This window comes from Amycolatopsis sp. NPDC033938 (assembly GCF_055575975.1).
This window is the reverse complement of the sequence record NZ_JBVIRO010000014.1, coordinates 110,898-132,996: the sequence shown is the minus strand read 5'-3', so window position 1 is coordinate 132,996 and position 22,099 is coordinate 110,898. Positions and strand designations below refer to the sequence as shown.

The 22,099-nt window shown below is 69.5% G+C and carries 17 protein-coding genes; 6 read left to right on the top strand and 11 right to left on the bottom strand.

The features are described 5' to 3' along the window. The first annotated feature begins 187 nt into the window (after positions 1 to 187). Positions 188 to 2,641 (top strand): LamG-like jellyroll fold domain-containing protein, encoded by a 2,454-nt coding sequence (locus ACZ5ZX_RS29680; RefSeq protein WP_465505369.1) that lies wholly within the window; start codon positions 188 to 190, stop codon positions 2,639 to 2,641. Positions 2,642 to 2,726: 85 nt separating this feature from the next. On the opposite strand, the gene ACZ5ZX_RS29675 is transcribed toward ACZ5ZX_RS29680, so the two are convergent. Continuing rightward, positions 2,727 to 4,406 carry a DUF885 domain-containing protein gene (locus ACZ5ZX_RS29675; protein WP_465505273.1) on the bottom strand — a complete coding sequence of 560 codons (1,680 nt, stop codon included), beginning with the start codon at positions 4,404 to 4,406 and terminating at the stop codon, positions 2,727 to 2,729. Positions 4,407 to 4,514: 108 nt separating this feature from the next. Between ACZ5ZX_RS29675 and ACZ5ZX_RS29670 the strand changes: the two genes are divergently transcribed. Further along, the gene (locus ACZ5ZX_RS29670) at positions 4,515 to 5,549 is read left to right on the top strand and encodes an enoyl-CoA hydratase/isomerase family protein (protein ID WP_465505272.1); all 1,035 of its coding nucleotides are present in this window, start codon (positions 4,515 to 4,517) and stop codon (positions 5,547 to 5,549) included. Here the strand turns inward: ACZ5ZX_RS29670 and ACZ5ZX_RS29665 are convergent. Both ACZ5ZX_RS29665 and ACZ5ZX_RS29660 read right to left on the bottom strand, forming a co-directional pair. Next, positions 5,540 to 6,250: an SWIM zinc finger family protein gene (locus tag ACZ5ZX_RS29665; protein WP_465505271.1), complete on the bottom strand. Its 711-nt coding sequence runs from the start codon at positions 6,248 to 6,250 to the stop codon at positions 5,540 to 5,542. The genes ACZ5ZX_RS29670 and ACZ5ZX_RS29665 overlap by 10 nt on opposite strands. Further along, positions 6,243 to 9,254: an SNF2-related protein gene (locus tag ACZ5ZX_RS29660; RefSeq protein WP_465505270.1), complete on the bottom strand. Its 3,012-nt coding sequence runs from the start codon at positions 9,252 to 9,254 to the stop codon at positions 6,243 to 6,245. The genes ACZ5ZX_RS29665 and ACZ5ZX_RS29660 overlap by 8 nt, the downstream gene beginning before the upstream one ends. A gap of 82 nt (positions 9,255 to 9,336) precedes the next feature. Here ACZ5ZX_RS29660 and ACZ5ZX_RS29655 point away from each other — a divergent pair, with 82 nt between their 5' ends. Further along, positions 9,337 to 9,957 (top strand): YaaA family protein, encoded by a 621-nt coding sequence (locus tag ACZ5ZX_RS29655; RefSeq protein ID WP_465505269.1) that lies wholly within the window; start codon positions 9,337 to 9,339, stop codon positions 9,955 to 9,957. Between the two features lie 6 nt (positions 9,958 to 9,963). Here ACZ5ZX_RS29655 and ACZ5ZX_RS29650 read toward each other — a convergent pair whose 3' ends face one another. Further along, on the bottom strand, positions 9,964 to 10,392 hold the full coding sequence (locus ACZ5ZX_RS29650) for a MarR family winged helix-turn-helix transcriptional regulator (RefSeq protein WP_465505268.1): 429 nt from the start codon (positions 10,390 to 10,392) through the stop codon (positions 9,964 to 9,966). Positions 10,393 to 10,462: 70 nt separating this feature from the next. Between ACZ5ZX_RS29650 and ACZ5ZX_RS29645 the strand changes: the two genes are divergently transcribed. Continuing rightward, on the top strand, positions 10,463 to 11,071 hold the full coding sequence (locus ACZ5ZX_RS29645; RefSeq protein ID WP_465505267.1) for a TIGR03086 family metal-binding protein: 609 nt from the start codon (positions 10,463 to 10,465) through the stop codon (positions 11,069 to 11,071). On the opposite strand, the gene ACZ5ZX_RS29640 is transcribed toward ACZ5ZX_RS29645, so the two are convergent. Continuing rightward, a complete protein-coding gene (locus ACZ5ZX_RS29640) occupies positions 11,053 to 11,925 on the bottom strand; it encodes an alpha/beta fold hydrolase (protein WP_465505266.1) in 873 nt (290 codons plus the stop codon). The two genes, ACZ5ZX_RS29645 and ACZ5ZX_RS29640, sit on opposite strands and share 19 nt — an antisense overlap. Positions 11,926 to 12,015: 90 nt before the next feature. On the opposite strand from ACZ5ZX_RS29640, the gene ACZ5ZX_RS29635 reads away from it, so the two are divergent. After that, entirely contained in the window at positions 12,016 to 12,621 is a 606-nt protein-coding gene (locus tag ACZ5ZX_RS29635; RefSeq protein WP_465505265.1) for a TetR/AcrR family transcriptional regulator, read from the top strand. Here ACZ5ZX_RS29635 and ACZ5ZX_RS29630 read toward each other — a convergent pair. After that, positions 12,605 to 13,324 (bottom strand): TetR/AcrR family transcriptional regulator, encoded by a 720-nt coding sequence (locus ACZ5ZX_RS29630; protein ID WP_465505264.1) that lies wholly within the window; start codon positions 13,322 to 13,324, stop codon positions 12,605 to 12,607. The two genes, ACZ5ZX_RS29635 and ACZ5ZX_RS29630, sit on opposite strands and share 17 nt — an antisense overlap. Before the next feature lie 83 nt (positions 13,325 to 13,407). On the opposite strand from ACZ5ZX_RS29630, the gene ACZ5ZX_RS29625 reads away from it, so the two are divergent. After that, positions 13,408 to 14,874, top strand: coding sequence for a carotenoid oxygenase family protein (locus ACZ5ZX_RS29625; protein WP_465505263.1), 1,467 nt, complete (start codon positions 13,408 to 13,410; stop codon positions 14,872 to 14,874). 49 nt (positions 14,875 to 14,923) lie between these two features. On the opposite strand, the gene ACZ5ZX_RS29620 is transcribed toward ACZ5ZX_RS29625, so the two are convergent. The 5 genes from ACZ5ZX_RS29620 to ACZ5ZX_RS29600 are packed head-to-tail and all read right to left on the bottom strand — an operon-like array spanning position 14,924 to position 22,066. Then, positions 14,924 to 17,680 carry a DUF5682 family protein gene (locus ACZ5ZX_RS29620; protein ID WP_465505262.1) on the bottom strand — a complete coding sequence of 919 codons (2,757 nt, stop codon included), beginning with the start codon at positions 17,678 to 17,680 and terminating at the stop codon, positions 14,924 to 14,926. Further along, entirely contained in the window at positions 17,677 to 18,789 is a 1,113-nt protein-coding gene (locus ACZ5ZX_RS29615; protein WP_037305392.1) for an ATP-binding protein, read from the bottom strand. The genes ACZ5ZX_RS29620 and ACZ5ZX_RS29615 overlap by 4 nt, the downstream gene beginning before the upstream one ends. Before the next feature lie 27 nt (positions 18,790 to 18,816). Then, entirely contained in the window at positions 18,817 to 20,187 is a 1,371-nt protein-coding gene (locus tag ACZ5ZX_RS29610; RefSeq protein ID WP_465505261.1) for a VWA domain-containing protein, read from the bottom strand. Then, entirely contained in the window at positions 20,184 to 21,566 is a 1,383-nt protein-coding gene (locus tag ACZ5ZX_RS29605) for a hypothetical protein (RefSeq protein WP_465505260.1), read from the bottom strand. The genes ACZ5ZX_RS29610 and ACZ5ZX_RS29605 overlap by 4 nt, the downstream gene beginning before the upstream one ends. Then, positions 21,566 to 22,066, bottom strand: coding sequence for a hypothetical protein (locus tag ACZ5ZX_RS29600; protein ID WP_465505259.1), 501 nt, complete (start codon positions 22,064 to 22,066; stop codon positions 21,566 to 21,568). Before ACZ5ZX_RS29600 ends, ACZ5ZX_RS29605 begins: the two co-directional genes overlap by 1 nt. Between the last annotated feature and the right edge of the window lie 33 nt (positions 22,067 to 22,099).

The following is a 22,099-nucleotide window of genomic DNA, read 5'->3' as shown; positions in this document are numbered from 1 at the left end:
ACACCGGTCCCCCCGGCCACGGGGTCGTGGTTTCACGCCTGCACAGGTCCAGCGGGAGGCGCACCTCCGCCGAGGTGGCCCGTCCCCGGAGAAGGGTGTCGAGCAGATGTTGTCAACGTTGTCACCGCACCGCCCCAGCGGTAAGCCCCGAAGTTCCAGCCGGTTCCGCAAGACCCTGACCGTCGTCGTGGCCGCCATCGCGGCCCTGTCTCTGACGTCAGGTTCCGCGACGGGCGCGGAGAGCGGCTGGAAGCTGGGCAAGCCACGCCTGACCACGCCGTGGACCAACCAGGTGTCGCCTTCCAACGCGCTGCCCGAATACCCCCGGCCGCAACTGGTGCGCGAGAACTGGCAGAACCTCAACGGGCTCTGGGAGTTCGCCGGTGCCGCTCCCGGCGAGGTCCCGCCGTTCGGCGAGCGGCTCGCCGAGAAGATCCTGGTCCCCTACCCCGCCGAATCGGCGCTCTCCGGTATCCAGCGGCACGAGGACTACATGTGGTACCGCCGCACGTTCACGGTGCCGAGAAACTGGAACGTCGGCAAGGACAACACCCTCCGGATCAACTTCGGCGCCGTCGACTACAAGGCGAAGGTGTACGTCAACGGCAAAGAGGTGGCCTCGCACCAGGGCGGCTACGGCGCGTTCTCCGCGGACGTCACCGCGGCGCTGAAGCCCAAGGGAGAGCAGGAGATCATCGTCGGCGTCGAGGATCGCGCCGACGCCACCTGGCAGCCCGTCGGCAAGCAGCGCCTGGTCCCCGACCGCGGCATCTTCTACGAGGGTGCCTCGGGCATCTGGCAGACGGTGTGGATGGAGCCGGTCGCGGCCCAGCACATCGGCACGCTCGGCATGGTTCCCGATCTTGAATCCTCCACGCTCAAGCTCACCGTCGACACCGGCGGGAACCCGGGCCTGACCGTCGAAGCCGTGGTTCGCGACGGCCACAAGGTGGTCAGCCGCAGCAAGGCGCCCGCCTCCGGGACGATCTCGCTGCCGGTGCCCAAGGCGAAGCTCTGGACGCCGGACTCGCCCTTCCTCTACGACCTCGACGTCGAGCTGAAGAACGGGCGCCGGACCGTCGACAAGGTGTCGTCCTACTTCGGCATGCGGGAATTCGGCACCACGAAGGGTGCCGACGGCAAACTCCGGTTCACCCTCAACGGCAAGATCCTCTTCCTGCAGTCCACTTTGGACCAGGGCTACTGGCCGGACGGCATCTACACCGCGCCGACCGACCAGGCGCTGCGCTTCGATCTCGAACAGCACAAGGTCCTCGGGTTCAACACGGTCCGCAAGCACATCAAGACCGAACCCGACCGCTGGTACCACCACGCCGACAAGCTCGGCCTGCTCGTCTGGCAGGACATGCCGTCGATGCGCACCGGCGGCCGCCCACCCGTCGACGCCCAGCGGCAGTTCAAGGCCGAGCTGAAGGAATTGGTGGAACAGAAGAAGAACTGGACCTCGATCGTCGGCTATGTGCCGTTCAACGAGGGCTGGGCCGAGTGGTCGCGCGAGGAAACCGGGAAGATCGCCGACAGTGTCAAGGCACAGGACCCGACCCGGCTGGTCAACGCGCACAGCGGTGTCAACTGCTGCGACTCCCTCGGCGACTCCGGCAGGGGTGACGTCCTCGACTGGCACTCCTACCCAGGGCCCGCGAAGCCGATGCCCGACGGCGAGCGGATCTCGATCGACGGCGAACACGGCGGCTACGGTCTCGAGGTCAAGGACCACATGTGGTTCGGCGAAGGCCACGCCTACGAGATGGTGAAGGACCAGGCGACCCTGAACAGCCGCTACGTCCAGAACCAGCGTGACGTACTCGCGTCGGCACAGAGCTGTGGCATCAGCGGCTCGATCTACACGCAGATCACCGACGTCGAGCACGAGGTCAACGGCTTCTTCACCTACGACAGGCAGGTGAAGAAGATGGACTTCGCGCAGGTACGCGCGGTCAACCAGGCGATCATCCGCAACGCCGACGGCAGCGGCTCCGGCGCACCCGACCCAGGCCCTGGCACACCTGGGCTCACCGGCGTGCACGCCTACAAGTTCGATGAAGGCACCGGTTCCCGGGCCGCGGACTCGGTCGGCACCGCGCACGCCACGCTGACCAACGCGCGGTGGGCAGGCGGAGTCGAGGGCGGCGCGCTGGCCTTCGCGGGCAACGGACAGGCCGACACCGGCGCCAACCTCGTCGACACGGCGGGCAGCTACTCGGTCTCGGCGTGGGCGAAACTGGACGAGGCGAGCGGCGCGTTCCAGACCGTCGTCAGCCAGGACACCGGCCGCGACAGCGCGTTCTTCCTTCAGTACTCCGGGCAGGACCAGCGGTGGGCGATGAGCTTCGTCGGTCTCCGCGCCCTGTCGCCGGAGAAGCCGGAAATCGGTCGCTGGTACCACCTGACCGGGGTCCGCAACGCCAAAGCGGGCACGTTGTCGCTCTACGTCGACGGCAAGAAGGTCGCCTCACAGAACGCCTGTTCCGCCGCACAGAGCACCGGTCACACGGTGATCGGCCGCGGCCAGTACGGCGGTCAGCAGGTCGACTTCCTGCGCGGCGCGGTCGACGACGTCCGGCTCTACGACCGGCCGCTGTCCGACGCCGAGGTCGCGACGCTCGCGAAGCGGGACTGAGCGGTGAGCGCGGCGCCGGGGCTTCCCCGGCGCCGCGTGCGACGAGGAAGGCCCCCACGAGCGGCTACGCGACGTTCCCGCCGCCTCAGTGCGTGCTCGCGGTACCCGGGGCCGACCGGATCATCTTCTCGCCTGCCCAGGCCCGCACGATGTCGCCGAGTACGGGCAACGGCACCTGCCCGTGCCCCAGCACGACGTCGTGGAAGTCCCGGAGGTCGAAGGCTTCACCCAGCCGCTTCTCGGCGAAGGCGCGCAGCCGCTGGATCTCCAGCCTGCCCGTCATGTACGAGAGCGCCTGCCCGGGGCGTTCGATGTACCGATCGGTCTCCGACTGCACCTCGACGTCGCTGAGCACGCAATGCTCGCTGAGGTAGTCGACGCACTGCTGCCGGGTCCAGCCCAGCGCGTGCAGGCCGGTGTCGACGACGAGCCGGGCCGCGCGCACGGAGTCTTCGGCGACCATGCCCAGGCGCATCAGGTCGTCGGAGTACAGGCCCATCTCGTCGGCGAGCCGTTCGGTGTACAACGCCCAGCCCTCGTCGTAGGCGGACAGCGGCATCGCGGTCCGCAGCCGCGGCAGGCCGGTGAGTGCCTGCGAGAGGCCGCACTGGAAATGGTGTCCCGGGACGGCTTCGTGGAAGGCGGTGGATTCCGCGATGAACCGGAACCGGTCGGCCGCCCGGTAGGTATTGGTGAAGTACCTGCCGGGACGGCTGCCGTCCGCGGCGGGCGGCAGGTAGTACGCGGGTGAGGCGACCGGGCCTTCCGATTCCGGCACGGCGAGCACGGCGCATTCGGCGGACGGCGTCCGGCGGAACCACCCGGGTGCGGCGGCGGTGGCCCGCGCGACCGCGGCCTCGGCGGCCGTGAGCATCTCGTCCGCGTCCCGCCAGCGCAGCGACGGATCGGTGCGCAGCCGGTGCCGGACCGCCGCAGGGTCGCCTTCGCCGAATACGGCCGTGCCGAGCCGTCGGTACTCCTCGTCCAGGGCCCGGCCGAGGTCATGGCCGATCCGATGCAGTTCTTCCGGTGAGAGCTCGGTGGTGGTGTGCATGCGGACCAGTCGCGCGTAGCTCGTTTCGCCCCCCTCGACCCAGCAAAGCCCTGGCCGCTCGTCAGGACGTCCGCGCCCGGCGATGTCGCGCGCCAGGGTCTCGCGATAGGTGACGAGCGCCGGCCGGACCCGCTCGACGAGAAGCCGCTCCCGCCGTGCCACCCGGTCCCCGGTCAGCCGCGGGGCCAGCAGCGCGTTGGGCTCGGCGGCCAGGAAACGGTCGACGTGGGCGATGGCGCCGCGCACGGCACGTTCCACCGGTGTCCGGCCCGCCTCGATCCCGCCGCGGAACCGGGCCGCCAGTGCGCCGAAGAATTCCGGGCACGCCGCCAGCCTGGCCAGGTAGTCCTCCTCGGCCTTCACGCCGCTGGTGGACAGCTGGGGAAGCCAGGACAGCGCCGCCGCGCCCTCTGCCGACATGGGCTCGGCCATGGTGAATTCGATCAGCCGGGAGTCCAGCCTGGTCAGGAGCGCTTCCGCGTGGTGGGAGATCACGCGGAGGGTCACCCAGTCGGGATCGGTGGAGCGGGCGGCGAGTTCCGCGGCCCGCGTGGCACGCTCCCGCAACCGGGTGTCACCCGCTTCCGAGACGTCACGCAATTCGCCGTCGTGCCCGGGAATGCCCTCCAGGGTCGCCTCCAGCGGCGTCTCGGTGGCGAGCGCGTCGAGGAGGTCGTCGGCCAGTTCCGCCGCGGTCGGCTGATCTTCCATGCCCGACATCTACCAGATCGGGCCCTGGTCACGCTGACATTTTCGCCGCGGTCGGACCGCCGGGACTTAGTCGGACGTCCTACCTTTAGGATGTCCACGGGAGGCTTCATGAACGACGTCCTGTTCTTCGTCCACAGTGGAATCGGCCGGATCACCCTGAACCGGCCGCGCGCGCTCAACTCGCTGAACCACGGCATGGTCCGCGCGATCGCCGGACAGCTCGAGGCCTGGCGTTCCGATCCGGCGGTCCACGCCGTGCTGATCGACGGCGCCGGGGAACGCGGGCTTTGCGCGGGCGGCGACATCCGCGCCATCTACGAGGACGCCCGCGGCGGCGGTTCCGCGTCGCTGCGGTTCTGGGCCGACGAATACCGCTTGAACGCGCTGATCTCGCACTACCCCAAGCCGTACCTGGCGCTCATGGACGGTCTCGTGATGGGCGGTGGCGTCGGCGTCTCCGCGCACGGCAGCCACCGGATCGTCACCGAACGCTCCCGCGTCGCCATGCCCGAGGTCGGCATCGGTTTCGTCCCCGATGTCGGCGGCACCTACCTGCTGTCCCGTACGCCAGGACAGCTCGGCACGCATATCGCCCTCACCGCGGGGTCGATCAGCGGGCCCGACGCGATCCACTGTGGACTCGCCGACCACTTCCTGCGCAGTGAACGGATTCCCGACCTGCTCGACGCGCTCGCGTCGCACACACCGGACGCCGCGCTGGAGAAGATCGCCGAACCCGCGCCGCCGAGCGAACTGGCCGCCGACGCGGAATGGATCGACCACTGCTACGCGGCGGACACGGTCGAAGAGATCCTCTCCCGGCTCCACGCCGGAGGCGACGCGGCGGCCACCACCGCCAAGGAGATCGAAGCGAAGTCACCCACCTCCGTGAAGGTGACCTTGCGCGCGCTCCGCGCCGCAGCCGCTCTCCCCGATCTGGAATCCGTGCTGGCACAGGAATACCGCGTCTCGTACCACGCGTTCTCCTCGGCCGAGTTCGCCGAGGGGATCCGCGCGCAGATCATCGACAAGGACCGCTCCCCTCGCTGGTCCCCGGCGACGCTGTCCGAGGTGGACGACGCTGTGGTCGATTCCTACTTCGCCGATCTCGGCGACGCCGAACTGAGGTTCTTTCACTCCTGACCGGTGAGCGCCCGGTACAGCGGCCGGAGCAGTTCGGTGACCGAGGTTCCGTCCACCGTGGCGGCGAGCGGCGGCACCTCGCCGAGCAGGCCCAGTGCGGCCCCGGCCGGTGCCTGCCGCTTGGCCGGCCTCGTGACGTCGCCCGCCGGGCCCCAGCCGAAGAAGTCGTCCATGACTTCGGCGAGGGCAGGTGTCGCCGTGTCGGTGGGCGGCGCAGTGATCCTGGCGCCCGCCTGCCGTCCGATCTCTTCGAGCAGGGTGGTCCGGTCACGCCCGCGGAGGGCGAACATCGCGAACGGGTCGCCGTCGGTCTCGTCCACCAAGGCGATCAGGCCCGCGACGAGATGATCGCACGGGACCTTCGTACCGGGGCACGTGCAGTCCAGCGACAACTCCCTGGTTTCCGGGAAAAGTGGCACATCCTCCGCGAGGAAGAAGCATTCGATGTCGTCCGGAACCCGCCCGTCGAGCAGCGCCGCCGTCGTGACCTCGTCCTCGACGACGGCAGCGGTCACCGCCGTCCACACCTGTTTGCCGAACGTCGGAAGTCCGATGCGGACCTCGTAGAACCGTTGCCGCGTCACGCGCACCTGGGCGACCGCGGCGCCGGGTCCGACCACGAGGGTGTCGACCCGGCAAGGCGGTACGAGTCCTTTGTGGACGCCGAGTTCGTCGAGGGTGCGCCGGAACCGGTCAGTCATCGGCCGCCTCCCGTCCCAACGCGAAGACTTCCCGCAGTGAGTCGGTGGACAGTCCGGTGAGCCAGTCCTCGCCATCGGTGACGACCATTCCGGCCAGCGACTCCTTCTTGGTGATGACGGCGTCGATCCGTTCCTCGATGGTGCCGGGGCAGACGAACTTCCGCACCTGCACACTCCGCCGCTGACCGATGCGGAAGGCACGATCGGTGGCCTGCTCCTCGACCGCGGGATTCCACCAGCGGTCCAGATGCAGGACGTGGGTGGCGGCGGTGAGGGTCAGCCCCGCTCCCCCGGTCTTCAGCGACGCCAGCAGGATCGGCGGTCCGGCGCCGGATTGGAAATGCTCGACGATCGAATCCCGGCGCTGCTGGGACAACCCACCGTGCAGGAACGCGATCTTCGCGTTCAACCTGCCCGACAGATGCGGCACGAGCAGATGCCCGAACTCGGCGTACTGCGTGAAGCACAGCGCGCGGTCGCCCGAGTCCAGGATCTCGGCGAGGAGTTCTTCGAGCCGGTTGACCTTTCCAGAGCGGTTTTCCAGCGGAGAGCCATCGTGCAGCAGATGCGCTGGATGGTTGCAGATCTGTTTGAGCTTGGTGATCGCGGCGAGGATGTTGCCGCGTCGTTTGACCCCGGCACTGTCGGTGATCTTGGTCATCATCTCGTCCACGGTCGCGCGGTAGAGCGTCACCTGTTCGCGGGTGAGGCGGTATTCCTGGACGATCTCGATCTTCTCCGGCAGATCCACCAGCACGGTGGGGTCGCTTTTGAGACGGCGCAACAGGAAAGGCCGGGTGAGCCGGCGCAGTTCGGTGGCGGCGGCCAGGTCGCCCCGGCGTTCGATCGCTATCTCGAACCGCTCGCGGAATTCTTGCCTGCCACCGAGAACGCCGGGATTGAGCAGATCGGAAAGCGACCAGAGATCGGCCAGCCGGTTCTCCACCGGCGTGCCGGTCAGTGCGACCCGGTGGCCCGCCGGGATCCGCCGCAGCGCCTGCGCCGGACCGGTGTTCTGGTTCTTGACCGCCTGCGCCTCGTCGAGCACCAGCCGGTGCCACCGGGTGCCCGCGAGTTCGTCGGCGTCGCGGGCGGCGGTCGAATAGGTGGTGACGACGAGATCGGCGGCCGCGACGCGCGCGGCCAGCCGGGCGCCGTGCTCCCGCGCGGCCCCGTGATGGATGGTCACCCGGAGATCAGGGGCGAACTTCGCCGCTTCCCGCTGCCACGTCCCGAGCAAGGACATCGGGCAGACCAGCAGCGTCGGACCGCATTCGGCCCGTGCCCGCTCGATCGCTTCGAGCGCGAGAAGCTGGACGGTCTTGCCGAGCCCCATGTCGTCGGCGAGACAGGCACCGAGCCCGATCGACGCCATGAACGAAAGCCAGGCGACGCCTCGTTCCTGGTAGGGCCGCAGAGTCGCCAGGAAGGCCGGCGGCGGCTCGACCGGTTCGATGACGCGGTGGACCCGCCCGGCGAGGAAGTCGTCGATCCAGCCGTCGGTGGTCACCTCGGTCACCGGCAATGGCGTGTCGTCGAATCCGTGGAGCAGGGCGAGCAGCTCCGCCGGGGTGGGCAGCGGCGGCTTCTCGCGGTCCGGGTCGCGGCGCAGGTATTCGAGACCGGCGCGCAGCAGTTCCGGATCGACGCTCACCCACCGGCCGCGCAGCCGCACCAGCGACGATTTCGCGGCGGCGAGACCGGCCAGTTCCTCGTCCGTCAGCGCGTCCTCCCCGACGGCGAGCGACCAGCGGTACGAGGCGAGCTGGTGACGGCCGAGCCGGTACACGGCGGCCTGATCGACGGGCGCGCCGCGGACGGACAGTTTGAGCGCGAGCTTGCGCCTGCCGCCCCAGCTCGCCGGGAGCTGGACGTCGAAACCCGCCGCGACCAGTTTTTCGGCACCACCGTCGAGGAATTCCACGGTTTCGGCGACGGTGAGGTCGTAGAGGCCCGGCTTCTCGGCTTGGACCGCCGGGACGAGCATCGGCAGCACCGCCGCCGCCCGGTCCAGCTCGGCGGCGAAAAGGCCTTCCGGATCGGTGAACTTCGCGCCCGCCTTGCCGGACCAGACGTCTTCGGCCGGGAGCAGGAGACTGGGATCGGCCGTGGAGCGCAACAAGAATCTCAGCTGCCACTTGGTACCGTCACCGGTCTGGTCATCGGGGTCGTCGACCGGTCCGTACAGCGTGGGGACCTCGTCGAGCCGGAGGCAGACAGTGCCCTCGGTGAGGTCGGTGTCGCCGACCGCGTCCCAGGCCGCGATCCCCTCGGCGACGATCCCCATCCGGCCCGGCGCCTGGCTGACCCGGTCGTCCGCGCTGGTCAGCGCGTGGAGCCACGATCCGAACGGCCCCTCGCGGCCGTCGCTTTCCGTGGCGTGGCCCGCGGCGGCCAGCCGCTCGCGGACGGCGGCGTCGACCAGGGTGCCGAGCGCGTCGGTGACGAGCGCCGCCGGATCCGCTCCGGGATGTTCGGCCCGGCCGACCGGCGGGGTGGCCGCGATCAGCGCCCGGAGCGCGACCGCGTCGCCGCCCCTGGCCACCGGCCGCCAGCGTGCTCGGGCCACGATCTCGGTGCGCGTGAGGGTGGGCAGCACCCGGCCTCGGCGCACGAGGTCGTCCGCCAGCCGGACGACGGCACGGAGATGACGGACCGAGGTGCCGTAGCCGACCGTCTCGGCCAGGTCTTCCAGCTCCGAGGGGTCGATCAGGAGCGCGGGCACCGACCAGGGCTCCAGTGTCAGTTCCCGCTGCGGGCGGCCGCGGACGCCCAGTTCGGGTGAGGCGACCGGCCCGCCGGGCCGCGACGGCAGCAGCAGGACGGCCGACGCGGGCTTGCCGGGGTGCAGGGCGGTCAGATCCGCGACCGACGCGGCGAAGGGATGCGGCCGGGCCGCGCTCGACGGCCGCATCGACGTCGTCGCCGGGCGGTCGCCGTGCTCGCCCCAGAGCACGATCCCGCGGCCCCGGGACCACAGGCCGTGCACGACGAGTGGCGACATGGTCCTCCTTCCGCAGTCTGGTCCCTTCAGCATGCCCGGGACCGATCAGCGTCCGGTCAGCGAGGCGCTTTAGGGTTCGCGGGTGACCGTTCTGAACGCGATCGAGCCGCGCGACAGCCTGATCGTCCTCGGCCCCTCGAAGGCCAAGATCCGCGGCGGCGACGCCCTCGCGGAGTCTGGCGCGCGTTGGCCCGAGCCGATGCTTCGCGCGCGCGCCGAGGTCCTGGCGCGGTCCAAGGTCGACAGCGGCGGGCTGCGGCCCGCATGGCTCCGCTACACCGGGAACTTCTACCGGAGCGTCGGCGGCGCTCTCGGCGAGGCCGCCGCGTCCGGGCGGTTGCTGATCCTCAGCGGTGGCTACGGAATCCTGCGCGCCGACGAACCGATCGCCTACTACGACCGGAAACTCAAGCTCGGCGACTGGCCGCCGGGAGTGCTCGAAGACGCCGTGCTCGGGGAGGCCCGCCGGCTCGGGGCCTCGAACGTGGTCACGTTCGTGTCCGCCAGCGCCGACTACGCGAAACTGATTCGCCGGATCCCTTGGCACACCTCGGAAATCGGCGGCGTACTGGTCACGATCGACTTCCACGGCGGCGGCGCGCAGGTCGAGGTGCCCCGGCGGCTGGCTCGGTCCTTCGGCGCATGGTGGCGCCGCTCGCCGTCGGACTACCCGCCGGGCATGGTCACCGAAGTACTCGGGTGAACCCCGTCACGGCCACTCGGCTTCGGACAACGAGCGCGCCGCACGGAGGAACGCCGCACGGTCGCCACCGGGCAGCCGTCCGAGCAAGCGTTCTTCCTGCTCCTGGATCTTCGACTGGGCCGACCTTCGCGCGGCGCGGCCGGCGTCGGTGATCCCCAGCAGCCGTACGCGGCGGTCCTTCGGATCCGGCTCGCGGGTGATCAGGCCGCCGTCCTGGAGCGTGTCGAGCGTGCCGATGATCCGGGTCTTGTCCGCGCCGATCGCCTTGGCGAGCGCGGCCTGCGTGCGGACCGGCCCGTCGTCGAGCGCGCTCAGCACCACGTAACCCCACATCGTCAGCCCGTGCTCGGCCAGCACCGGCTGCTCGGCGTTCATCAGCCGTCGCATCAGCCCGCCGAGCATCGCCGCGAGATCCGGCCTCCTCTGCTCCGCCATGCGCAGACCATACCGACCGGACTCGCGGAACCGGTTGACGAACTCGTACGCGTATGTAGATGATATGCGTATGCCTATCGATGAACTCCGCATCCTCGACGCCATCGTGACCCGGACCAGCCTGGACCTCGTCTCGAAGATCACCCCCGCCGACCTGACGAAGCCGACCCCGTGCAGCGCCTGGACCCTGCACGGCCTCCTGGCGCATATGGCGACGCAGCACCACGGTTTCGCGGCCGCGGCCGAGGGCGAAGGCAGCCTCGACCACTGGCGCCTGATCCCGCTCGGCGACGACCCCATCGCCACCTACCGCGCCTCGGTCAAGCGAGTGCTGAACGCCTTCGTCCCCCACGACCTCGCCGACCGGAGGTTCCCGCTTCCCGAGTTCTCGACCGAGGTCACCTTCACCGCGGAGCAGGCGCTGGGCTTCCATTTCGTGGACTACCTGGTGCATTCCTGGGACGTGGCGAAGACCCTGGGCGTACCGGTCAAGTTCCAGCAGGAGGTGCTCGACGCCGGACTGGGATTCGCGAAGTCGATCCCGGACGGGAAGAACCGCAAGGCGCCGGGCGCCGCCTTCGGCCCGGCCGTCGCGGCGACCGGACCGTCCGATTTGGACACGATCGTCGCGCTGCTCGGCCGTTCGCCGTCATGGCCGGATCAGGTGGCCGCGGCGTGACGCACAGCCTCGAGGATCCGGGTGGTGACCAACTCCGGTTTCTCGAGGGACAACCCATGCGTGGTCTTGGGAACGACCTCGGCTTCGAGGTGCGGATTCAGCGAGCCGAGCCGGGCCGCCACCTCGCGGGCCCGGTGGATGACACTGCGCTCGGCGAGGACGATCCGGGTGGGCACGTCGATCGCCGACAACTCCTCGTCGCTGAACAGGGGCATCTCGGGTAGCCGCTGTTTGTACTTGAGCGCGGCGAACAGCAGGGGCCGCACAGTGTGCCGCACGTCCGGATCGCCGGACGCCACCAGCCGGAGAAGCCACCTGGGCAGGAACCAGAGGAAGATCTCGCGGAAGCTCCACCAGATGAAGCTCCGGCCGATCGTGCCGAATCCCGCGGCTTCGATGGCGACGACACCGGCGATCCGGCCGGTCGCCCGGGAAGCCAGGTTCAGCGCCAGCCAGCCACCTCGCGAAACGCCTGCCAGGTGGACCTTTTCGTGACCGGTTCCCGCAAGGACCCCCTCGACGACCTCGGCGAGCCAGTCCGCGCAGTCCTCTGTGGACTCGATGGGCGCGGTCTGGATCGACCGCCCCGGCTCGCCGATCGAGTCGACGGCGTGGATCCGGTGCCGGGCGGCGAGTTCGGCGATATGCGGATACCAGGACAGCGACGTGCCCATTCCCCCGGAAAGCAGCACGATCGGCGGACCGTCTTCCGGCCCGCAGCTCCGGACCCGGGTCGGGCCGAATCTCGTCTCGATGTCCCGTTCCTCGGCGGGAACCGGCCACTTCCGCAAGATCGCGTCATAGGTCGCGAAGAAGCGCTCCTCGGCCTTCTTGTCGGTGAACTCCCCCAGCATCGGACCTCCTCGAAGTTTTTATAGTGCACCTGCACCATAACAATGGGTGGCCATTCCCGCCAGTCCTCGCCGGCATGGCAGAGTGATCGCGTGCCGAAACGTGTCGACCACCAAGAGCGCAGGCGCGAAATCGCGGAGGCCCTCTTCCGGATCGCCGCCACCCAAGGCCTCCAGGCGGTCACCCTGCGTGCGGTGGCCGCGGAGGCGGGCATCTCGATGAACCTGGTCCAGTACTACTTCCCGACCAAGGAAGCGATGCTGCGGTTCGCCTGGCAGCGCGTCGTCGAACTGACCGGCGAGATCGCCGGGAAGACCATCGGCGAGGCGATGAAGACGGGGGACGAACGCACCGTCGTGCGCGCCTATCTGACCGCAGTCCTGCCGGATGGCGAGCGACGCCGCATGCTGGCCGCGGTCCAGATCGCGTACTTCGCCGTCGACGTCACACGCGGGAGCCAGGCTCCCGATCAGGAACCACTTCTGCCCCACCTGGTCCACGCGATCGCCGGCCTGCTCAGGGCGGCACAGGAGAAGGGTGCCGTCCCGGCCCGCCTCGATCCCCTGCTCGAGGCGGACGCGCTCGCGACGATGTCCGCCGGCCTGGTCACGGGGATCATGGTCGACGCCTACACGGCCGAGCGCGCGTCGGAGATCGTCGACTACCGGCTCGACGGAGTGTTCACCGGCGTTCGATGAGCGCCTCGATGCCGTCCAGGATGCGACCGAGGCCGAACTCGACGTCGGCTTCCTCCATACCCTCCTCGCCGTACGCCTCACCGGAGATCACGGCGGCGACGCGCGCATATCCTCGCCCTTCGAGGCGCGGGCCGAGGAACGCGCTCAGCGCCCGGACCTGATCAGGCGGACTCGCGTTCACGTCGCGGAGCAAGGAAGCCGTACTGCGGACCCAACCGTCGACCAGTACGGCGCAGCCGGTCACGTCCTGGGCACTCAGCCCCGAGTCCGCCATCCCCGCGAGGAAGTTCTCCAGCCATCCGAGCAGATTCGGCGTACTCGGCGCCCTCCGCACCGGCAGGTCGATCAGCCAGGGATGGCGGCGGCAGCGTTCGAGGAGCGTGCGTGCCCAGGCGGTGACCGCGGCACGCCAGTCGCCGGACACCGGCTCCGGTGGCGGCCCCCAGGCCGCCTCGGCCACCAGGACGAGCAATTCCTCCTTGGAGCTCAGATACCGGTAGAGCGCGTTCGCGGTGATCCCGAGTCGTTTGGCGATCGACGGCATGGACAGTGCGGCGTAGCCCTCCGCGTCCGCTTGAGCGATGGCCGCGTCGACGATCTGTTCGAGGCTGTATCCCGGCTTCGGCCCGCGCCGGGGCGCCGGGGTGCGACCCCACGCCAGCGCGGTGCCCGGCGGCAGCAACTCGATCTCCACGTCGTCCATGGCCGCATTGTTGCACCCAAAACTGGTAAAGGCATACACTGTTCATGGGATACACAATTACTTCACGAGTTGGGGGATCGACCATGACCGAACCGACCAGGCGGAACGTGCTCCGCGGGGCGGCCGCGCTGGCCATCGGCGGAGTCGCCGCGACGGCCGGCAGCAGTGGAACCGCGTTCGCCACACCGGCACCGGTAACGCCGCGGTACCCGTTCGTCGAAGGTGCTTTCGCTCCGGTGAAGGAGGAGGTGACCGCCTTCGGCCTGCCCGTCACGGGCCGCATCCCGAAGGACCTCTGCGGCCGATATCTGCGCACCGGGCCGAACGTGCTCGGCCTCGAAGATCCGCGCGCGCACCACTGGATGCTGGGTGAGGGGATGGTGCACGGCGTCCGGCTGCGCGACGGGAAGGCCGAGTGGTACCGCAACCGGTGGGTGCGTTCGTCCGGTGTCGCGGCGAAACTCGGCGAACGATACCCGTGGCCGGTGCCCGCCGAGGACTTCGCGCCGAACACGCATGTGATCAGCCACCACGGCCGCATCCTCACCCTGCAGGAGTCCGGCGCACCGCCGTACGAGCTCGACGGCGAGCTGAACACGTTGGGGCCGTTCGACTTCGGTGGTTCGCTGGAGGGCTCCTACACCGCGCACACCAAGTTCGACGCCCGCGCCGACGAGCTGCACGCGGTGACCTATCACCCGACGTGGGATCACGTACGGCACCTGATGGTCGACCGGACCGGCCGCGTCGTGCGGACCACCCGGATCCCGGTCACCGACAGTCCGATGATGCACGACTTCGGGCTCACCGAGAACTACGTGGTCGTCTTCGACGTGCCGGTCACGTTCGACCCGCAGCCGGGCAAAGTCGTTCCCTACAAGTGGAACACGGCCCACCCCGCCAGGGTGGGGGTGATGAAACGCGACGGCGGCCCGGTCCGCTGGTTCGCCGTCGACCCGGTGTTCTACTCGCACACTCTCAACGCCTACGAGCAGGGTTCGACGGTGGTGATCGACCTGACCACGATGCCTGCTCCGTTCGAGGTGGCGGGCAAGCTGGGCTTCGGCGGCCCGTCGGCGTCCGGTCCGCCGGTACTGGAGCGCTGGACGATCGACCTGGCGCACGGCCGGGTGCGACGCCGTGTCCTCGACGACCGGCCGCAGGAGTTCCCGCGCGTCAACGAAAGCCTGGTGTCGCGACGGCACCGGTACGGCTACTCGGCTTCGCCCGGTGAACTCTTCGACGTCTATCTGGACAAGCCCGCCGGATCCTTCGGCAACGCCCTGATCAAGCACGACCTGTACAACGGGCGCTCGGAGGTGCACCGCTTCGGCAAGGGCGCCGACGCGAGCGAAGCGGTCTTCGTGCCGTCGTCACACAGCCGGGCCGAGGACGACGGTTACGCCCTCGCCTACGTGAACAACCCCGACCGCGACGCTTCGGATCTGGTGATCCTCTCGGCCCACGATTTCACCGCGAAACCGCTGGCACGCATCCACCTGCCGAGGCCTGTGCCCCTGGGCTTCCACGGCAGCTGGGTGGCCGACTGACGACCGGCGTGGTCACCGGCATCCGCACGCCGGTGACCACGCCGTCGCGTCACACCCCGGTCAGCACCTCCTCCAGCGCGGCGGCGGAGTCCGGGTACCGCTCGATCAGGTCCAAGCCTCCGGACGCGGTACTCCCCCACGGTTCGTCACAGCCCAGCAGCCTCGCGACGGCGTCGCAGGCCGCCGGATGCGCGGCCAGCAACGCCAACCCGGTCCCGGTGCTCTTCCTCTCCATGGCAACGGGTTCCGATGGGGTCTTCCACGGCGGAACCCATTCGTCGAGCGCCGCGAGACGGCCGGGGAAGAGCCGTCCGGCCTCGCGGACGAGCAGCGGCACGAGTTCCGCGCCACGCGACCGCAGTGTGGTGATCAAGGTCGGCAACCACGGCAGCAGCAATCTGTCCGGAAGCTCGGCGAAGGCGTTCGACACCGCCTCGACGACGAAGTCGGCCAGCCCCGGCGCCGGTTCCAGCGCGTGGACGAACCCGCTGAGATAGCGCGGATAAGCGGGCAGTACCAACGGATTCGCCAGCAACCCGGCGCACCGCTCGCGCAACTCCGCACGCGACAGACGACCGAGCTGGACTTGGGCCGCCCACAGCAGCGCCACCTTCGACGGCTCCTGCGGATGCGACCCGGCGATCGCCAGTTCCAGCTGGGTCCGGTCACATCCCAGCGACAGGGCGAGCGACTCCATGCTGAACAGGAAGCCCAGCATCGCGGCGACCTGCTCGACACCGGCCTCCTCGTCGGCGAAGGCCGCCGGCAGCAGGGTGCAGTAGTGCGCGTACCCCGTCCGGACGAACTCCTCGATCCACCGGGGCAAGACCGGCTCGCTGGTCCGGTAATGCGCCAGCAGCCGTCGCACCCGTCGCAGCACCTCCGGAGCACCGTCGACGGTGCGTTCGGTGGCCAGCACCTCCAGCGCGCGGGTGCCCAGTTCCCCCGCCAACCGGGCACTGCGCAGATAGAGCGTCGCGTCCTCGACGGCTCCGAGCACCTTCGCCGCGGTGGACTGCGGATGATAGGCGGCGCGCCGAAGCCGTTGCTCCAGCACCTGTTCGATGCTGACGCCTTCGTAGCCCAGTTCGATGAGGGCTCGCTGGTGAGTGCCCAGCGCCAGATCCCACGACTCCTGGATCGGCCGTTCGCCGAGCCTTCGCTCCCCCATGATCGGCCGGGCCGCGCCATGGGGCATCAGGTACCGCAGCATCCACAGCAGATCGGAGCAGGGCTCCAGCTCCGGCCGCGACGCGATGTCGAGCAGCGCCCGCTGCACCCCTCGTTGCTGCAGCTTGAGGTTCAGCGGTTCGAGCCTGTCGTGCACGTCGCGCGCCAGCGGCGGAAGCGCGTCGTAGCCGACCTGGCCGATCCGGTCGCCGCCCATCATGATCTCGACCAGGCGGCGCACGTCACGCCTGCCGGGTACGACGTCCTTCTCGATGCAGGTGACCGCCGCGTCCTGGAAGTCGTACGGCGTCGGCTTCGCCCGGTCGCGCAGACCCGCCAGCAGGATCGACGTCTCGAACACCGCGATGGCGTCGGCGGTCGAGGACAGATACCCGTTGCGGCGCGCGGCTCGCACGATCTCGACCGACCAGCCCAGCAGCTCGGCCTCGTCCAGTTCGTCCAGGACCGGCGGCCGCCGCACGAATCCGGTCAGCTGATCCGAGGAGACCGGATCGGCGGTGGGCTCGGGCAGCCCGGCGGCTTTCTTCCGCTTCGGCCCGCCCACCTGCCCGTCCAGCTGGAACTGCTTCACCCGGGTGCGCTTGAGGTTCTTCGCCCATTCGGTCGCCGCGATCGAAACCGATCCCCCCGCCAGGCCGAACTGCGCCTCGATCGACGCGTGGCTCGACGGGATCAGCCCGTACTGCCAAGTGCTCGCGCTGCGCGGGCTGATCACGAACCCGTCCGTGCCCTCGACGCCGAACTCCGCGACCCGGCTGGCGGCGTGGAACGCGCCGCAGACGTAGAGGCAGTCCGCGGGGTCGGCGCCCGAAGCGGCGAGGTGCTCGCGCATCCGGGTCCACATGTAGCGCTCGCGGTCCTCGTCCACCCGGACGCGGCGGGTGTCTCCCGGAGCGAGCCGCCGGAACAGGCTGCCGATCAGGAACATGACCTGCCGATAGGTGTCGTGGTCGCTGTCGCCGAGCGGCAGCTCGACGTACTGGTGCCACCACTCCGACCAGTGCCGCACCCGCCCGTGCCGCAGCAGGTGTTCCTCGAGTTCGGCGAACCGGGGCCGCAGGTCGCCGATCTCGACCCCGACCGCGTCACCGTGCAACGCGGCTTCCTCCTCGGCGGGTGGCGCGTCCGGATCAGCGGGCTGCTCACGCTCGTCCCACTGGAAGACGTGGTCGGCGGACCGGTCGACGAGGACGAGTTCGACCCCCGGGGTGTCCAGCGCGTAGGCGATCGCCTGGTACTCGGCCGAAGCCTCGGTGATCGGCGCGACCACCGACAGCGGCGCCCACTCGGCGGGGAACCCCTTCACGTCCGTCGCGAAAGCCTGTACCGCCACGGGAAGACGGCAGTTGCGCAGCTCGGTCAGCAGCGGGGCCATGTCCTCGCACAGTTCGAGGTAGACGACCTTCGGCTGCTTCTCCCGCAGCCGCCGTGCCATCGCCACGGCCGAAGCCGGGGAATGGTGGCAGACCGGGAAGATCTCCAACGGTTCCCGCACCGCGCGATCGACGTCGTCGACGAGCCCGAGCAGGATGCCCTCCAGCGCGCCGGGCCCGTCGGCGAAGGCGGCCGCGGCCTCCCGTAACTGGCCGCGCAACGCCTCGAAGGCGCCGCTCACGACAGGGTGGCGATCGCGTCGCGGCCGCCGTCGAGGAATTCCGGCCAGTCCCCGCCCTCGTCCTTGCTGCGTGGTTCGACGACGCCGTGCAGGTACTTGTTGAGGATCGCCAGATCCTCCGGCTCACGACGGGCGAGGGAGCCGACGAGGGAAGACGCGAGGGTGCGGGCGGTCAGAGCGCGTTCTCCGAAGAAGTTGCTGTGCAGTACCGCGTCTTCGAGGACGCCGATCTGTTCGGCGGTGGACAAGGCGGACTCCAGCTTCTCGTCGTCGCTGCCCGCCGACGCCGCCGCGGCACGCAGGTCGCCGAAGCTGCGCAGCAGCACGTCGAGCAGCGTCGGCGGCACGTCCAGCTCGATCTGGTGGCGGCGCAGGAGTTCCTCGGTGCGGAAGCGGACGATCTCCGCCTCGCTCTTCTTGTTCGTCACCACCGGGATGCGGACGAAGTTGAACCGGCGCTTGAGCGCGGAGGACAGGTCGTTGACACCCCTGTCGCGGCTGTTGGCGGTGGCGATCACGGAGAACCCGGGCTTGGCGAAGACGATGCCGTCGCTGTCCAGTTCCGGCACCGAGATGTACTTCTCGGACAGGATCGAGATCAGCGCGTCCTGCACGTCGCTGGTGGACCGGGTCAGTTCCTCGAAGCGGCCGATCGATCCGGCCTCCATCGCGGTCATGATCGGCGACGGGATCATCGACTCGCGCGACTGCCCCTTGGCGATGACCATCGACACGTTCCACGAGTACTTGATGTGGTCCTCGGTGGTCCCCGCCGTGCCCTGCACCACGAGCGTGGAATTGCGGGAGATCGCGGCGGCCAGCAGCTCGGCGAGCCAGCTCTTGCCGGTGCCGGGATCGCCGATCAGCAGCAGACCTCGGTCGGAGGCGAGGGTGACGATGGCCCGCTCGACGATGCTGCGGTCCCCGAACCACTTCTGCGAGATCTCGCGATCGAGGCCGTCGGCGCGCTCGGCGCCGAGGACGAACAGCCGCACCATCTTCGGGGACAGGCGCCAGGCGAACGGCTTGGGGCTGTCGTCGATCGACTCCAGCCAGTCCAGCTCTTCGGCGTACTTGAGTTCGGCGGGGGCGCGCAGGACGTCGGACATGTCGTGCCTTTCGGGAAGTTCAGGAAGTCAGGAGGTGAGGAAGGTCTTGAGTTCGTGGACGAGCTTGGTGATGTGGCCGGAGATCACCGGCGTGCCGAGGTCCTTGAAGCGCTCACGGAACCACGGGTTGACGCTGCCGCGGCCGGCGCTGGTGACCGAGCCGACCGGGATGAACTTCGCCCCGGACCGGTGGATCGCGGCCATGCTCTCGAAGAGCTGTTCGACGCGGGTCTCGTAGAAGTCGGAGATCCACACCACCACGGTGTTGGCGGGCTCGGCGATCTTCGGCTGGGTCAGCGCCATCGCGACCATGCCGTCGTTGCCGCCGCCGAGATTGGTGCGCAGCAGGGTTTCGAACGGATCGTGCACCCACGGGGTGAGGTCGAGTGCCTGGGTGTCGTAGGCGATCAGGTGAACGTCCACTTTGGGCAGTCCGGCGAAGATCGAGGCCAGCACCGCGCAGTTGACCATCGAGTCGACCATGGAGCCGGACTGGTCGACGACCGCGATGAGCCGCTGAGGCGTCGTCTTCTTCGCGGTCTGCTTGTAGTAGAGGCGATCGACGTAGAGCCGTTCCTCTTCCGGGCTCCAGTTGGTGAGGTTCTTCCAGATCGTCCGATCGAGGTCGAGGTTGCGGAACACGCGCTTCGGCGGGACCGAACGATCCACCTTGCCCGTCGAGGCCTTCTCGACCTGGGTGCGCAGGACTTCCGCGATCTCGTCGACGTAGCGGCGGATCAGCGATTTGGCGTTGGCCAGCGCCACTCCGGACAGATTGTCCTTGTCCCGCAACAGCTGTTCGATGAGCGACATACTCGGGCTGAGCTTCGCCGCGAGCGCGGGATCGGCGAGCACCTCACGCAGATGCATCCGCTTGACGAGGTCGGCCTCGATGGCGCCGAGCTCCGGCCCGATCGCCGGGAGCAGCGTGCTCAGATCGGGTGTCCCGCCTCCGCCGGTGCCACCGAGCCCGGTCGGCACTCCCCCGGGCCGGCCGCCCCGCAGCTCACCCGGACGGCATCCCAGCGCGCGCTCGAACCAGCCCGCGTCGGCCTGCCAGGACGACAGCTGCCCGGCTGTCACCGTGCTGGGTGCCTGAGCGAAGACGTTGAGCAGCACCTTCGACACCAGCGCCGCGCGCCGCACTTCCGCGGCCTTGTCCCGGCCGTCCTCGGCTTCGGGGACCATCAGCCCGTCGAATTCGGCGGCCAGCTCCGGATGACGCTGGACGATCGAGTCGACGGCGACGTTCGGGTCCAGCACCGCCGACGGGAGGCCGATGTCTTCGACCACGGCCACGCTCGCCGATTCGAGCGCGGCCTGTTCGTCGGTGTCGAAAAGGCGGGCGAGCAAACGCCAGTACAGGACCTGGCGGCGGTTGTCTTCAGGGTCGGTCATTTCCGCAGCAGCCTTCCGGCGCGTTCGCGCAGCACGGCCGCGGCGTCGGTGGCCGCCTTCTCGGCTTTCAACCCGGCCTTGTCCGTGGTGCCCCCGGCCCACGCCCCGGCGTGCACGGCGGCGGTCTTCTTGCGCACGGTGGTTTCGACGGCGAGCGGCTGGAGCCGGAAACCACCGTCGTCCCACCGGATCAGGCCGAGACACGTGCCTGAGGTCGCGACCGCCTTCGGGGTGAGCGGACCGGCGGCGGGGATGCGATCGGTGTCGACGGCGAGGTGATTCCCGGCGAAGGTGAACGTGAGCGCGTCTTCGTCACCTTCGATGCCGTAACCCTCCAGGAAGACGGGGACGGCGATCCGCGCCGGATGCCGGTCCAGTGGCACGACCGCCGGAGTGGTGGCGGTGGCCAGGGCGACTCTCGCGGTGGCGAAGGCGTCCGCCGGCTCACCGATGCGAGCCTGCTCGTCCTGCCAGAGAAGGTCGCCCTCCGCGGTGACCGGCATGTCGACGAGGTCCATCGAGCGGCCTTCGCTGACCGCCGCGAGCAGCGACAGCCGCGGGCGCAGCAGCTGCCAGACACCGGCGCCGATGATCGTGTCCGGCTTCGGCGCCGTCACACTGGCGCGCACAAGCCGCGGCGCGCCGCCGTCCTCCGGTTCGAACACCGCGTGGACCTGCGCCTGCGCCGCCGTCGCGTGTTCGAGGAGGTCGACGCCGAGTGGCAGAAGGCGGCCCGTGACCGTGCCGATCGCGGGCGTCGCCGCCACTCCGGGCACGGTCAGCAGCATCCCGCGCGACCAGAGATCAGCCCAGCGCCGGACCGGGACCCGCTCCAGCGCCGCGCCGGGACAGGACGCGGCGAGTTCCGCCGCGAAACCGTCGAGCAGGACCGCCAACCGGCGCAGGCCCGGTTCCGCGAGCAGCGCGGAGATCACCGGCGCCGAGGCCGAAACGAGGTCGTGGTCGATCCCCTGCCAGCCTGCCCGTGCCAGGTCGGAAAGCCACGATCGGGCAGCGGCCAGCAGATTCGGCGACTCGGCCGACGCGGCATCCGGTGCGGACTCCTCGCCGGGCGGCCGCCCGGTCGCCTCGGCCAGCCGGTGCACGAGTGCGTCGTGCACCGAACCGAACACCGCGATCCTCGCGGCGGCAAGGGAAACGAAGTGCTCCTCCCCAGCCGCCCCTGCCGCTGTCTTCTCGGCCGCCTCGGCGACGCGCACGGTCAGCGGTGACCCCGCGACGGCGTCGGCCAGATCGGAGAGCCCGGCGGCCTTCTGTGGCCGGGACAAGCCACCCACGAGCACGTGATCGAAGGCGTCGGCCGCCGCCAAAGCCTCGTCGAGCCCGGCGATCGGGTCGGTGAGCAGGTCGATCCGCATCACACCACCGCCCTGGTCTGCGGGAACCAGTGCAGCTCCGGCACGGGCGCTGTCGACGGCTCGAATTCCAGATACGCCAGATGCCGCAGGAACTGGCTGAACACCGACGCCGCGGCACTGTCGCCCTGAGACGGTCTGGTGGCGCTCATGGCCTGTGCGATGGCCTGCCCTGTCAGCTCTTCGGCCGCGACCTCCACCCGCAGATACCGCGCGACCCGCTCGGCGCCGTATTGGAGAGCGGATTCGGTGAGCAAGGCGAGGATGTGGTTGCAGAACATCCCCCTCGCCCCGCCACAGGGACGATTGTTGTTGGTGCTGCAGGCGAATTCATACGTGCCCGCCGCGACCGACGAGACGTACACGCGCCCGATGTCCGAACCGCTGGACACCACGCCCTGCACCCGTCCGTCGGCCAGTTCGACGAACGGGACCTTCGCGAGCTTGCGCGGGCGGGCGGGTGGCAACACCCTGGCCGTACTCGCTCTTTCCCAGTCTGACAACGCATCTTCTCCTCGCGGGGGTGCCTCGGTGGG

What these genes read in the sequence shown, in the direction of transcription:
- ACZ5ZX_RS29675 (WP_465505273.1), bottom strand. Translation starts at nt 4,406, where the DNA reads ATGGAAGATCAGCCGACCGCGGCGGAACTGGCCGACGACCTCCTCGAC.
- ACZ5ZX_RS29670 (WP_465505272.1), top strand. Translation starts at nt 4,515, where the DNA reads ATGAACGACGTCCTGTTCTTCGTCCACAGTGGAATCGGCCGGATCACC.
- ACZ5ZX_RS29665 (WP_465505271.1), bottom strand. Translation starts at nt 6,250, where the DNA reads ATGACTGACCGGTTCCGGCGCACCCTCGACGAACTCGGCGTCCACAAA.
- ACZ5ZX_RS29660 (WP_465505270.1), bottom strand. Translation starts at nt 9,254, where the DNA reads ATGTCGCCACTCGTCGTGCACGGCCTGTGGTCCCGGGGCCGCGGGATC.
- ACZ5ZX_RS29650 (WP_465505268.1), bottom strand. Translation starts at nt 10,392, where the DNA reads ATGGCGGAGCAGAGGAGGCCGGATCTCGCGGCGATGCTCGGCGGGCTG.
- ACZ5ZX_RS29645 (WP_465505267.1), top strand. Translation starts at nt 10,463, where the DNA reads ATGCCTATCGATGAACTCCGCATCCTCGACGCCATCGTGACCCGGACC.
- ACZ5ZX_RS29640 (WP_465505266.1), bottom strand. Translation starts at nt 11,925, where the DNA reads ATGCTGGGGGAGTTCACCGACAAGAAGGCCGAGGAGCGCTTCTTCGCG.
- ACZ5ZX_RS29630 (WP_465505264.1), bottom strand. Translation starts at nt 13,324, where the DNA reads ATGGACGACGTGGAGATCGAGTTGCTGCCGCCGGGCACCGCGCTGGCG.
- ACZ5ZX_RS29625 (WP_465505263.1), top strand. Translation starts at nt 13,408, where the DNA reads ATGACCGAACCGACCAGGCGGAACGTGCTCCGCGGGGCGGCCGCGCTG.
- ACZ5ZX_RS29615 (WP_037305392.1), bottom strand. Translation starts at nt 18,789, where the DNA reads ATGTCCGACGTCCTGCGCGCCCCCGCCGAACTCAAGTACGCCGAAGAG.
- ACZ5ZX_RS29610 (WP_465505261.1), bottom strand. Translation starts at nt 20,187, where the DNA reads ATGACCGACCCTGAAGACAACCGCCGCCAGGTCCTGTACTGGCGTTTG.
- ACZ5ZX_RS29605 (WP_465505260.1), bottom strand. Translation starts at nt 21,566, where the DNA reads ATGCGGATCGACCTGCTCACCGACCCGATCGCCGGGCTCGACGAGGCT.